Here is a 12,550-nt window from a genome sequence, read left to right on the forward strand (position 1 = left end):
GATTGACTGTGTCAAAAAAACTACTAATTGTTGAATCTCCCTCCAAAGCCAAGACCCTGAAAAAATATCTGGGTCCGGATTTTGAAATCCTCGCCTCCTATGGCCATGTGCGTGACCTCATCCCAAAGTCCGGCGCGGTGGATCCAAATAATAATTTTTACATGAAATATCAGTTGGTTGAACGAAATAAAAAACATGTGGATGCCATTCTTCGGGCAGTCAAGTCGGCAGATCATATTTTCCTGGCCACTGACCCGGATCGCGAAGGAGAAGCCATTGCCTGGCATCTGGTGGAAATTCTTCAGCCTCAGTTGGAAGGAAAACCTTTCGAACGGGTCGTCTTTTATGAAATCACTCAAAAGGCCATTCAGGAAGCGGTGGCTCATCCTCGCGCCCTGTCACTGCCTCTGGTTAATGCACAGCAAGCCCGCCGCGCTCTGGACTACCTGGTAGGCTTCAACCTTTCTCCCTTATTGTGGAAAAAAATTCGCCGTGGATTGTCGGCAGGACGGGTACAAAGTCCAGCTCTACGCCTGATCGTGGAACGCGAGCAACAAATCACCGCCTTTCGTCAGGAAGAATACTGGACCCTTCATCTGGAAAGCCGCAAAGAAGCGCAGCCATTTCAGGCACGTCTGGTGCAATGGGCGGGAGAAAAATTGCAGACGCTCAGCATCACCTCTGAAGACCAGCAACTTTCCTGGCTGGAATCTTTAAAAGATCAGCCAGCTCAGGTCCGCACTGTGGAGCGGAAACAACGACAACGTCATCCGGCCGCCCCTTTCACTACCTCGACCCTGCAACAGGAATCAGTGCGCAAGTTGGGCTTCACCACCGACCGCACCATGAAAATGGCACAGCAACTGTACGAAGGGATTGATATCGGGAGCGGGGCCGTTGGTTTGATCTCTTACATGAGAACCGATTCGGTACAACTTTCCCAGGAAGCACTCACAGATATTCGAAACCACATCCAAACAAATTTTGCGGCGGAATTTTTGCCTGGGAAACCGGTTTTCTACGCCAACAAAAGCAAAAATGCCCAAGAGGCCCATGAGGCCATTCGCCCCACCTCCATCGCACGCACTCCGGAAAGCCTGCGCGAATATCTTGCGCCCGATCAATTCCGTCTCTATGAAATGATCTGGAAACGCACGGTGGCCAGTCAGATGACCTCCGCTCAGTTCGATACGGTCAGTGTGGATATTTCCGTCGGCACTCAGGCCCTGTTTCGAGCCACGGGGCAAACCATGACCTTTGCCGGATTCATCGTGGTTTATCGTGAAGATGTGGATGAAGCTCCCGCTGCACACACAGAAGGCGATGAAACCGATCGTCGTCTTCCCCCCCTCGAGGAAGGAGAAATGCTGCCCGTGGAACGCTTATGGGGAGAACAGCATCACACCCAACCCCCCCCACGGTACACAGAAGCCAGTTTGGTCAAAGCGTTGGAGGAATTCGGGATTGGCCGTCCTTCCACCTACGCCAGCATCATCAGCACCTTGATCCAGCGCGAATATGTCACCCTCGATAAAAAGCGTTTCATGCCCACGGACGTGGGAGAAGTGGTCAATCGCTTTCTGACCGAACATTTTGCGCGCTATGTGGACTATGATTTCACGGCCCGTCTCGAGGATCAACTGGATCAAATCTCTGAAGGACAGTTGGATTGGATTCCTGTACTGGATCAATTCTGGAAAGATTTTTCTGCTCAATTGGAAGAAAAATCTTCCGTATCCCGGGCAGAAATCACGCAGGAACTCTTGGAGGAAGTTTGTCCGAAATGTGGCAAACCGCTCACCGTACGTCTAGGAAAACGAGGAAAGTTTGTGGGCTGTAGTGGCTATCCCGACTGCGATTTCACTCGAAATCGTGAAGGAACCCCTTCCCTTGAGGCACCGACTTCCGTAGGCATGGATCCAGAGTCCCAACGACCCATCTTGCTGATGAATGGTCCTTATGGACCCTACGTACAATTGGGAGAATCTGGAGAAGCAGGGAAAAAACCCAAACGGGTTTCACTTCCCAAAGGTTTACTGCCTGCTCAGGTCACCCCGGACATTGCGCTAAAACTCATTCAATTACCTCGTACCCTGGGCATTCATCCCGTCACCGAGAAACCCGTGATCGTCAATATAGGCCGTTTTGGTCCTTACATTCAGAATGATACAGATTTTCGTTCCATCCCGAAAACCGATTCACTATTCGAGATTACTCTGGAACGTGCCACTGCTATATTGGCCGAACCAAAATCTCCGGCCCGGGCTGCTACTTCTGGAGGATTATTGCGCACTCTAGGCGAACATCCCAAGGATCATCAACCCATTGAACTCTTCACGGGAAAATATGGCCCCTACGTCAAACATGGAAAACTGAACGTGACCGTTCCAGCAGATATGGCGGTGGATCAATTGACCCTGGATGATGCTCTGGATCTGATTGCGGCCAAATTGGCCAACGCCCCGGACAAACCAGAACCCCCCCCCGTCAATGGGAATGTTCTGACTATTCCCTCAAAAGCCACTCCACGACCGAGCAAAGTTGCACCTGGCAACAAAAAACCACGTTCTTCTTCTCCCTCATCCCAGGGACCCGGGAACCCCCGTGGAACTCGCATGCGTAAATCCTCTCCCCGTAAAACCCCGGTGTAGTTTTCATGTGGTCGGTGCTCATTCCCACATGGAACAATCTGGCATTATTGAAACAGTGCCTGTCTTATCTGGAAAAATACACCCGGTTTCCCTATGAGGTGATCCTGCATATCAACGAGGGCAGGGATGGAACCTTGGAATGGGTTCAAGAGCAGGGCATTGCTCATACCCATTCCACAGAAAACATCGGAATTTGTCAGGCCATCAACCAGATTGCGGAATTGGCAAACTATCCCTATCTGGTCTACCTGAACGATGATATGGTTTGTCTGCCCCAGTGGGATGTGGAACTTCAAAACCGCATTCAGTCACTGAATACCGAGGCCTTCATGATTTCCGGGACCATGATCGAACCGGTGGCTTCCGGTAATGCCTGTGCCATCGTGGCAGATTACGGTCGAGATCCGGAATCCTTTCGCGCTCAGGATCTTATTCGGGATCTTCCCCAACTCGTGATTCCGGATTGGTACGGGGCAACGTGGCCTCCAACGGTTGTTCATCGAAATTGGTGGAAAAAAGTAGGGGGATATAGCCTGGAATTTTCCCCTGGAATGAGCAGCGATAATGATTTTTCCATGAAAATGTGGCAAGCCGGTTGCCGTATCTTCCTTGGAGTCGGAACCGCCCGGGTATATCACTTCATGTCCCGCTCAACGGGAAAAGTCAAAAAAAACGATGGGCGCAGACAGTTTCTCAAAAAATGGGGAGTGACCCAATCCACTTTTGACCGTCATTTTTTGCGTCGTGGGTTACCCGCCATCACACCGCGCCTTCCTGAACCCTCACCCAGTCCGAGGTATTTTCTGGACCGGGCAAGAAGTTGGCTGAAATCCTTGGGTTGACCCCTCAAATATCGATATTGGTAACTCCCAGCGCATTATTTTCGATAAATTGTCGGCGCGGTTCCACCTCATCTCCCATGAGAGTGGTAAAGATTTCATCGGCTCGAATGGCATCCTCGATCTGAACCCGGAGCAAGCGGCGGGATTCCGGATTCATCGTGGTTTCCCATAACTGGTCCGGGTTCATCTCGCCCAGCCCTTTGTAGCGTTGCAAGGAAATTCCTCGCCGGGCTTCATCCAAAAGCCAGCGAAGGGCTTCCGGAAAACTTTTGATGGCCATTCCTTTTTCCCCACGCCGAACCATCGCACCCGCTTTGACCAATCCTTGAAACAGATGAGCCACCGCTTTGATTCTTTCATAATCTCCGGAAGTCAGAAACTCGGAATCCATGAAGGATGCATGAACGACTCCGTGATCTGTCTTCAAGATACGTAGACGGAAATTACCCGTTAGATCGTCCACCTCGTGCTGGAGCGTGATCGCCCCATGACTTTCTCCTTCCTGACGCACCGAGAGGATATCGTTCAGGCGTTGGGCGACACCTTCTGCTTCCTGCTCCGTTTCCAACGTCACTTCAGGAACCTCGAGAAGGGCTTCCAGAACCTCCTTGGGAATGACCCGCCCAAGACGCCGGATGACAGCCTCCGCCAGAAGGTATTCCCGTGCGATGCTACCCAATGCTTCGGTACTGACCACGCATTCGCCAGAACGGATCTCAGAGCCTTGCAGAGCCAATCCAAGGAGGTATTGATTCAATTCATGGTCATCTTTCAAATATTGTTCCGTTTTTCCCTGTTTGACCTTGTACAACGGCGGCTGGGCAATGTAAATATGCCCGCGTTCCACCAACTCGCGCATCTGACGATAGAAAAAAGTCAGCAGCAGGGTACGAATGTGGGATCCATCCACGTCCGCATCGGTCATGATGATGATGCGGTGATAGCGCACTTTTTCAGGAGAATATTCGTCTTTTCCGATTCCTGTTCCCAACGCAGTGATCAACGTCACAATTTCCTGAGAGGACACCAATTTGTCGAAGCGTGCCCGCTCCACATTCAAAATTTTTCCCTTGAGGGGAAGAATGGCCTGAAAACGTCGATCTCTTCCCTGTTTGGCAGAGCCCCCGGCAGAGTCCCCTTCCACCAGGTAAATTTCACATTGTGCCGGGTCCTTTTCCTGGCAATCCGCAAGTTTCCCAGGCAGTCCAAGACCGTCCAGTGCTCCCTTGCGCCGTGTCAATTCCCTGGCTTTTCGAGCGGCTTCCCGAGCGCGCGCAGCATCGATGATCTTTCCCACAATAATGCGTGCTTCTGCTGGTTTTTCAAGAAGAAAACTACGCATTTGCTCCGACACTACCTCTTCAACTGCAGGGCGCACTTCCGAAGAAACCAGTTTTTCCTTGGTTTGAGACGAAAATTTTGGATCAGGTACCTTGACGGACAAGACACAGGTCAGCCCTTCGCGCATATCATCGCCTGTGGTTTCCACCTTGGCCTTGCGTGCCAGTTCGTTCTCCTCGATGAACTGATTGAGGGTGCGGGTCATAGCCGCCCGCAGTGCGGTCAAATGGGTCCCACCATCTCTCTGAGGAATGTTGTTGGTAAAACAGAGTACATTTTCCTGATAGGATTCATTCCATTGCATGGCCACTTCCACGCTGATGCCTTCTTTTTCACCCACTGAATGGAATACGGTGGGATGAAGCACAGTTCGGGTACGATTCAGATACTCGACAAAACCCCTTACGCCGCCGCTGAAGGAGAAGTTTTCTTCTTGACCATGGCGCAGATCCTTCAAAAAAATGGAGACTCCGTTATTGAGGAACGAAAGTTCGCGCAAACGGCGCGCCAATATGTCGTAATGAAATTCTATGACCCCAAAAGTCAGCGGGCTGGGAAGAAAGTGAATCTCTGTTCCACGTTTCGGGGAGTCACCCACCGTCGCTAGAGGAGACACCGGATCACCTCCCCTAAATTCCATGAAATGGCGTTTTCCATCTCGAAAAATGGTCAATTTCAACCAGGTGGATAACGCATTGACAACCGATACACCCACTCCGTGCAAACCGCCAGAGATTTTGTAACTGTTGCTGTCGAACTTTCCACCGGCATGCAGCACCGTCATGATGACCTCAGCCGCGGAACGCCCTTCTTCAGGATGAATATCTGTGGGAATCCCCCGCCCGTTATCTGTGACCGTAATGGAATTGTCCATGTGAATGATCACCTGGATTTCGTCACAATGACCGGCCAATGCCTCATCGATGGCATTATCCAAAACTTCAAATACCATATGGTGAAGACCGGTTCCGTCGCTCGTATCCCCGATATACATTCCAGGACGTTTGCGAACGGCCTCTAACCCCTTGAGCACCTTGATATTTTCAGAAGTGTATTGATTTTTTTCCTGAGTATTCTGTTCCACGTATATTTTCCTGCAGTCGTAGGTCGAAAAATTGAAAAGGTTCAAATTCTCATGGGCATAACAACATATTTAAACTGGAGTTCTGCAGAAGGAAGTGTGATCAACATACTGCTTCCCGTTTCTCCGAAAGAGCAGGTTACCTGATCCACGCTCAAATGTTGGAGTACTTCCAATAAGTAATTGATATTAAAACCTATATCCAAAGGCTCCTGGGAATATTCCACTTCAAGTTCTTCATGGGCCTCTTCCTGTTCACTGTTGGAACAAATGATGGCCAAATTTCCCTGAGTGAGCAGGAACCGTACCCCCCGCACCTTGTCGTTGGACAGAATGGAAGCACGTTGCAAGCCCTGCAACAAGGAAAGTCGAGAAATGGTGAAATGCCGATAGTGCGTCGTCGGTATAACCCTTTGATAATCAGGATACTTTCCTTCAATGACTTTGGTAAGAAATTCGGTTTGAGAAAACCTGAATTCCACCTGAGTGGAATGAAAAATCAACTCTACAGGTTCATCATTGGGTTGCAACAACTTGATCAATTCACTGACTGACCTCCGTGGCAGGATGGCTTCAACTTTGTCAAAGGACTGATCCATCTGATGGGTTGTGTAAGCCATTCGATGACCATCAGTAGCTACCGCAGTGACCTGGTTATCCTCAATAGCCAGATAAGTTCCATTCAAATAAAAACGAACATCCTGCTGAGCCACGGCATATTGTACTCGTTCCAGAAGGCTTTTGAGGAGTTTTTGGGTCAGGATAATGCGTTTTCCTTCATCCTGTGCACGAGCCATGCTGGGAAAAACCACTCCCTCCTGAGTTAACAGGTTGAACCGACTTTTCCCTGAGCGAATCACCATTTTACCCGCACGTTGATCCAGCGTCAGAAGACTGTTTTCAGGAAGACTGCGCACGATGTCATGCAGTTTTCGAGCAGAAACCAGAATAGAACCGGGTTCACTGATCTGTTCCGCAGGAGAACGGGTTTTCACCTGAATTTCCAAATCGGTTCCATGAACCTGTAATTGGTTCTCGAAGGTATCCATCAGGACATTATTCAAAATTGCCATGGTTTGGCGTCGCTCAACAATGCTGAGCAAGGGTTGCAAAATCGTAAGAAGGTTTTCTCTTACTATTACTATAGTTGTCATATATCTCTCTTTAATAGTTAATGATAAGAGTAGGCAAAATATCGGGAAAACTCACTAATAACAATAAAAAACATATAGATGAAGTGTTTCAAAGGATGTTGATAAACCATTTTTTTATTGAATTGCTTTGTGGATAACTCAAGAAATTTAAGAAAAAAATAAGTTATCCACAAATTACCCTCAGTTTTTCCCTGGGTTATACCGTACTTATTCCGGGTTATCCATTAAGAATACTGTTCAAAGCTTCGAAATCGCGTTGGGTTGTTTGATCGCTGCCGCAGAGTTCCTGGATTTTTCTACAGGCATGGAGCACTGTGGTGTGGTCTCGTCCTCCAAAGGACTCGCCGATGTCAGGCAGACTGAGACTGGTAATTTCCTTGGCCAGGGCCATCGCCATTTGTCGAGGTCGTGCAAGATTACGGGTGCGTTTTTTAGAAAACATGTCACTGACTTTGATCTTGTAGTAGTCTGCAACGGTTTTTTGAATGTTTTCAATGGAAATTTGCCGATGTTGCAGTGCCAAAACATCTTTTAGGGCTTCTCGTGCAGAAATGACGCTGATGGATTCATTCCGAAAACGTGCATAGGCGACCACGCGTTTCAAGGCTCCTTCCAGTTCTCGTACATTTGAGCGAATGTGCTTGGCGATGAAAAAAGCGACGGATTCCTCAAGGATGATGGATTCCTTTTGTGCTTTACTGATCAGAATGGCTACCCTCATCTCCAGTTCAGGCGGTTCTATGGCAACAGTCAGCCCCCAGCCAAAACGCGAAATGAGCCGAGGTTCCATGCCCGATATTTCTTTTGGAAAACTGTCGCAAGTGATGATTATTTGTCGGTGTGATTCAACTAATGCATTGAATGCGAAGAAAAATTCTTCTTGTGTTCGAGTTTTGTTCCCAAAGAACTGGATATCGTCAATCATCAACAGATCCAGGGTGTGGTAATACTGTTTGAAACTGTCAAAGGATTTATGTTGATAGGCACGGACCACATCAGAGACATACTTTTCTGAATGGATATATCGAACCTTGGCTTGTGGATTCCGTTCCAGAATATTATTCCCAATCGCTTGAATTAAGTGCGTTTTTCCAAGACCTACGCCTCCATAAACGAAGAGGGGGTTATAGGCTTTACCTGGATTTTCTGCGACCTGAAGCGCTGCAGCACGAGCCAACTGGTTAGCTTTTCCACTGACAAAATTATCAAAGTTGAAGGTTCGATTGAGTTGAGAGCGTTCTGCTGGATTGGGTTGAAGTACTGTTCTAGCCAGCGTGTCTTGTGAATGTGTGTCGGGAGGAGGTGAAGTATTCTCAGGGAGAATCGTGCTATTCTCCTTCTGTTGCAAAATCACGGAGTCTAAGCCTTGCTCTCGAGCCAGTTCGTCGATACGTTGAAAATAACGTTCCTTGACCCACTGCAGGATGAAGCGATTGGGGGCAATCAGGATAACCTGGTTATTTTCGATTACCTCTGAGAGAGGTTTTATCCAAGTGTTAAATTGGGATTCTGTGTATTCTGCTTGAAGATTCAGCAGAGTTTGTTGCCATCGTTCTGAAGCCGGGGAAATAGACACAGTATGGGGGTACCTTACGAGCAGGAGGGTAGGGTGAAAACGATTGTTTACCCTACATTCTACCCCAGTCCAAACGAAGTTATTCACCGTTAGATAAGGGTGCATGTGGATATTTTTTTCTTGACATAACCCTATGTTTTGAGGTGTAATCATGGGTTCATTAGTGAAGTCTAGGAAAATGCCATGAAACGTACTTATCAACCATCGGTTACCAAACGAAAGCGCACTCATGGTTTTCTCGTGCGAATGAAGACTCGCGGAGGCCGTGCAATTATCAGAGCACGTCGTGCGCAGGGTCGTACTCGCTTGGCTGTTTGAACTTGGTTTTAAAAAAATCATTCGGTTGATCACCCTTTCGGGGCGGGCTGATTTTGAGGCAGTTTTTTCCCTGAGAATCACTCGCTCGACTCACCACTTTAGGATACTTGTCAAACCTAACGGAAGTGAGGATTTGCGCTTTGGTCAAGTCGTGGGTCGTAAAATATGTCGGCGTGCAGTCGGTCGAAATTATATGAGACGATTTTGCCGCGAATGGGTGAGAAAGCATTTAACGCAATTGAGTGGTCTTGATGTGGTTTTGGTTCATAGAAAAATCTTTACCCATGAAGATCGAACCTACCTTTATGGGGAATTGGAATGCTTGACGGATTTCAGTCATAAATGTCGCGATTCTTACAGTTCCTCATCCGCTCGTATCAACTCTGCTTAAGCCCTTTTCTGGGCCGTTCTTGTCGTTTTTATCCCACTTGCTCTCAATACGCTCACGATGCCATTCTTCGGCATGGGTCTGTGCATGGTATCGGCTTGGCGGCAAAACGTTTGTGCAAATGTCACCCCTGGAATCCCGGGGGATACGATCCCGTTCCGTGAGAGTCCTATGAAACTGCAACGAATCATCCCTTTGATCATCTTTACTCTATCCAGTTTTATGCTATGGGACGCTTGGCAAGTCTCACAAGGAAAAAATCCGGTGGCTGGGATGAGTTCCATTTCTGCGTCTAATGCCCCCATTGGAGCAACTTCTGGAACGTCCTCTTCCCCAAATTCTGTTCCTGCTGCCCCCGCAGTTTCATCGTCAGGTGCGGTGGTCGGAACTTCGGATTTGACTCATGGCCAGAGAATTTTAGTTCATACCGATCTGTTTGATGCAGATATTGATACGGTGGGCGCAGACTTGCGCAGTTTGAAATTGAACCATCATCTCTCTGCTGAAAATGAACATCGTCCCGTAGACTTATTCGAGGATCATTCAAATTTGATCTATGTTGCCCAGAGTGGTTTGCTGGGAGATCATCTGCCGAACCATACTTCGGTTTACCAGTCCGCAGTGACGAATTATTCTCTGGAACCTGGTGAGGAAGATATTTCAGTGCCTCTGACCACCGAAGTTCCGGGTTTGGTTTCTGTGACAAAAATTTATCACTTCAAACGAGGAAGTTATGTCATTGGTGTTGAAACCAGGGTAAAAAATCTATCCTCGACTCCCCTGTCTCCCTCAGCTTACTTTCAGTTTTTACGGGTTTCCAAGGCGCCCCCCGGTGATCCTCGTTTTGTCAGCACCTACACAGGACCTGCGGTTTATACTCAAGCCACAAAATTCCAAAAAATTTCTTTTTCCGATATTGAAAAAGGAAAGAAGGATTATCCTGTTAATGCCAATGATGGCTGGCTTGCCATGCTTCAACATTATTTCGTCTCTGCCTGGCTACCACCCAGCGGTGTTCCGCGCGAATTCTTTACACGTAAGGTTGGTAATGACTTGTACACCGCTGGGGTTATTCTTCCCATGGGAACAATTCAGCCACAAGGAAGCGCTGATGTATCCGTTCCTCTTTATGCGGGACCTCAGGAGGGAGCGAAACTCAAGTCCCTCGCACCTGGTCTGGATTTGACCATTGACTATGGTTGGCTGACCATCATCGCCATGCCCATGTTTCAATTTCTATCCTGGATTCATGGTTTGGTAGGAAATTGGGGAGTGGCCATCATTTTACTGACGGTGACTATTAAATTAGCTTTTTTCCCACTTTCTGCGGCAAGTTACAAATCCATGGCTAAAATGCGCGTGGTTCAGCCAAAAATGGAAAGGATCCGGCAACAGTATGCGGATGATAAGGGGCGTATGAATCAGGCCATGATGGAGTTGTATAAAACCGAGAAAATAAACCCATTGGGCGGGTGTTTGCCCATGGTGGTACAGATCCCTGTTTTTATATCTCTTTATTGGGTATTGCTGGGGGCAGTGGAATTGCGACATGCGCCTTTCTTTGCATGGATTCATGATTTGTCAGCCCCTGACCCGTTTTATATTCTTCCGCTGATCATGACGGCTTCCATGTTTTTGCAACAGCGTATGAGTCCCAAGCCGGCAGATCCCGTACAAGCAAAGGTAATGCAGTTCATGCCCCTAGCCTTTAGTTTCATGTTCTTTTTCTTTCCTGCTGGTTTGGTACTTTACTGGGTTGTCAATAATCTCTTGTCTATTGCCCAGCAATGGCAGATTACCCGTATGATGGGTGATGGAGTCAAGTCCTGACATTATCGTTGCTCAAGCAACTGCCCCGATTCCCTCTGGAATCGGGGTGTTGCGTATTTCTGGCCGATCCATGGAGGGATTGGTCAGGTCTTTGACTGGAAAAGGTTATCCTGCAGCGCGTCAAGCCTCTCTACGTTCATTTTATAATCGTTTGGGAGAGGTCATTGATCATGGCCTCATTCTGTATTTTCCGGCGCCTCATTCCTACACCGGAGAAGATGTCGTTGAGTTGCACGCCCATGGTAGTCCAGTGGTTCTTCAAGAATTACAAGTGCACTGTCTTCAGTGGGGAGCAAGATTAGCCAATCCGGGAGAATTTACCCTAAGGGCTTACCTCAATAATAAAATAGATCTTAACCAAGCCGAAGCCGTGGCTGATTTGATCCATGCGGATTCTTCCCAAGCGGCGCGTTCGGCTGCTCTGGCTTTATCCGGAAGGTTTTCTGAGGTTATTCACACTCTGGTTTCCGATCTCACAACGCTTAGGGTACGACTGGAAAGTGATTTTGATTTTACCGATGAGGAAATTCCGGTTTTTCATGAAGTTTCTTTTCGTTCTTCCTTGAACCATATTCTGGAACGGTTGACTCGTTTGGTGGAAAATTCAAGGCAAGGAGCATTATTGCGTGAAGGTAAAAATATTGTTTTGATTGGTTCTCCCAATGTGGGGAAGTCAAGTTTGCTCAACGCGCTGACTGAAGAAGACCATGCCTTGGTTACACCCATCCCAGGAACCACACGGGATTTGATTCGTGGTCACATGGTTTTGCAGGGCATACCGATACATCTGGTGGATACCGCTGGTATTAGGAAAACCGAGGATTTCGTCGAACGTGCAGGGATTGAGCGTACTTGGTCTGCGGTGAACAAGTCAGATTTGGCTCTGATTGTAGTTGATGTTCGTAAAGGGGTGACGGAAGATGATCGTTCCTTGATTGGGCGGTTACTTCCTCATCAGCCAAAATTGATTGTTGCGAATAAAATTGATCTGCTGTCTTCAGAACACGATGTGGTTTCTGAATTGATCCATTCCATTGTAGGATTGTTGCCAGTTATCCCTGTGTCTGCACAGACGGGGGATGGGTTGGAGGTGCTGAAGATAAAGATGTTGTCAGTTATGGATATCAATCATAATTCTGACGCACCACTATTGCTGGCGCGCGAACGTCATATTGCAACTTTGGTACAAGCCTTGGGTCACCTGCGAGAGGCTTTGATGACCTTTGAATCAGAGTTTATTGCTGAAGAATTGCGTCAGGCTCAACTTAAGTTGGCACAAATTTCAGGAAAGGAATTTGCGGCGGATGATTTGTTGGGAGAAATTTTTTCAAGGTTTTGTATCGGTAAGTAATGGTTGGTCGATTCCATG

Annotated in this window: 10 protein-coding genes; 7 read left to right on the forward strand and 3 right to left on the reverse strand. The window is 47.9% G+C overall.

Annotated features, from left to right (window positions below):
- Positions 1-8: 8 nt before the first annotated feature.
- A complete protein-coding gene (topA, locus tag IV91_RS0105705; protein ID WP_051862156.1) occupies positions 9-2,651 on the forward strand; it encodes a type I DNA topoisomerase in 2,643 nt (880 codons plus the stop codon).
- A 5-nt stretch (positions 2,652-2,656) separates the two neighbouring features.
- Positions 2,657-3,493: a glycosyltransferase family 2 protein gene (locus IV91_RS0105710; RefSeq protein WP_031596743.1), complete on the forward strand. Its 837-nt coding sequence runs from the start codon at positions 2,657-2,659 to the stop codon at positions 3,491-3,493.
- A gap of 4 nt (positions 3,494-3,497) precedes the next feature.
- Here the strand turns inward: IV91_RS0105710 and gyrB are convergent, their stop codons facing one another.
- The 3 genes from gyrB to dnaA form a co-directional block, all read right to left on the reverse strand.
- A complete protein-coding gene (gene gyrB / locus IV91_RS0105715) occupies positions 3,498-5,918 on the reverse strand; it encodes a DNA topoisomerase (ATP-hydrolyzing) subunit B (protein WP_031596744.1) in 2,421 nt (806 codons plus the stop codon).
- A 41-nt stretch (positions 5,919-5,959) separates the two neighbouring features.
- Positions 5,960-7,069 carry a DNA polymerase III subunit beta gene (gene dnaN / locus IV91_RS0105720; protein ID WP_031596745.1) on the reverse strand — a complete coding sequence of 370 codons (1,110 nt, stop codon included), beginning with the start codon at positions 7,067-7,069 and terminating at the stop codon, positions 5,960-5,962.
- 217 nt (positions 7,070-7,286) lie between these two features.
- Complete coding sequence (gene dnaA / locus IV91_RS0105725) at positions 7,287-8,876, reverse strand: chromosomal replication initiator protein DnaA (RefSeq protein ID WP_233418398.1); 1,590 nt, start codon at positions 8,874-8,876, stop codon at positions 7,287-7,289.
- On the opposite strand from dnaA, the gene rpmH reads away from it, so the two are divergent.
- From rpmH to mnmE, 5 genes are read left to right on the forward strand one after another with little or no spacing between them, the layout of a single operon-like run.
- Positions 8,829-8,963 (forward strand): 50S ribosomal protein L34, encoded by a 135-nt coding sequence (rpmH, locus tag IV91_RS17120; RefSeq protein ID WP_082783124.1) that lies wholly within the window; start codon positions 8,829-8,831, stop codon positions 8,961-8,963. The two genes, dnaA and rpmH, sit on opposite strands and share 48 nt — an antisense overlap.
- On the forward strand, positions 8,932-9,354 hold the full coding sequence (gene rnpA / locus IV91_RS19685; protein ID WP_160171528.1) for a ribonuclease P protein component: 423 nt from the start codon (positions 8,932-8,934) through the stop codon (positions 9,352-9,354). The genes rpmH and rnpA overlap by 32 nt, the downstream gene beginning before the upstream one ends.
- Positions 9,306-9,515: a membrane protein insertion efficiency factor YidD gene (yidD, locus tag IV91_RS17130; RefSeq protein WP_082783122.1), complete on the forward strand. Its 210-nt coding sequence runs from the start codon at positions 9,306-9,308 to the stop codon at positions 9,513-9,515. Before rnpA ends, yidD begins: the two co-directional genes overlap by 49 nt.
- A gap of 7 nt (positions 9,516-9,522) precedes the next feature.
- A complete protein-coding gene (gene yidC, locus IV91_RS0105740; RefSeq protein ID WP_031596751.1) occupies positions 9,523-11,181 on the forward strand; it encodes a membrane protein insertase YidC in 1,659 nt (552 codons plus the stop codon).
- A complete protein-coding gene (gene mnmE / locus IV91_RS0105745) occupies positions 11,165-12,532 on the forward strand; it encodes a tRNA uridine-5-carboxymethylaminomethyl(34) synthesis GTPase MnmE (RefSeq protein ID WP_031596752.1) in 1,368 nt (455 codons plus the stop codon). Before yidC ends, mnmE begins: the two co-directional genes overlap by 17 nt.
- Positions 12,533-12,550: the final 18 nt, after the last annotated feature.

This window comes from Ferrovum myxofaciens, assembly GCF_000735045.1.
GTDB lineage: Bacteria > Pseudomonadota > Gammaproteobacteria > Burkholderiales > Ferrovaceae > Ferrovum > Ferrovum myxofaciens.

Coding starts and splice junctions, on each gene's coding strand:
- IV91_RS0105710 (WP_031596743.1), top strand. CDS start 2,657: ATGTGGTCGGTGCTCATTCCCACATGGAACAATCTGGCATTATTGAAA.
- dnaN (WP_031596745.1), bottom strand. CDS start 7,069: ATGACAACTATAGTAATAGTAAGAGAAAACCTTCTTACGATTTTGCAA.
- rpmH (WP_082783124.1), top strand. CDS start 8,829: ATGAAACGTACTTATCAACCATCGGTTACCAAACGAAAGCGCACTCAT.
- dnaA (WP_233418398.1), bottom strand. CDS start 8,876: ATGAGTGCGCTTTCGTTTGGTAACCGATGGTTGATAAGTACGTTTCAT.
- yidD (WP_082783122.1), top strand. CDS start 9,306: ATGTCGCGATTCTTACAGTTCCTCATCCGCTCGTATCAACTCTGCTTA.
- yidC (WP_031596751.1), top strand. CDS start 9,523: ATGAAACTGCAACGAATCATCCCTTTGATCATCTTTACTCTATCCAGT.
- mnmE (WP_031596752.1), top strand. CDS start 11,165: ATGGAGTCAAGTCCTGACATTATCGTTGCTCAAGCAACTGCCCCGATT.